Origin of the sequence: Pseudoalteromonas sp. SIMBA_162, assembly GCF_046535955.1 — a bacterium.
GTDB lineage: Bacteria > Pseudomonadota > Gammaproteobacteria > Enterobacterales > Alteromonadaceae > Pseudoalteromonas > Pseudoalteromonas marina.
This window is the reverse complement of the sequence record NZ_JAWJBQ010001410.1, coordinates 1-228: the sequence shown is the minus strand read 5'-3', so window position 1 is coordinate 228 and position 228 is coordinate 1. Positions and strand designations below refer to the sequence as shown.

Annotated in this window: 1 protein-coding gene; it reads left to right on the top strand. The window is 63.6% G+C overall.

What is annotated here, in order from left to right; translation table 11 throughout:
* Positions 1-228: TonB-dependent receptor domain-containing protein (locus R0J88_RS24250; protein ID WP_410901494.1), on the top strand; the 228-nt coding region annotated here is incomplete at both ends.

Genomic DNA, 228 nt, shown 5'->3' with positions numbered 1-228 from the left:
CTACTCCAAGGTCTTCGAGCCGCAGACCAGCGAAGGCGAGGACGGGGACCTGATCGACCCGCGGGAAGGCGAGCAATACGAGATCGGCATCAAGGGCAGCTATCTGGATGGCGCCCTCAATGCGCGCATCAGTGGCTTCCAGCTGACCGACAGCCACCGCGCGGCATCCTCCACCGACAGCAGCGTCGATTACTCGGTGGATTCCGGCAAGATGCGCATCACCGGTGC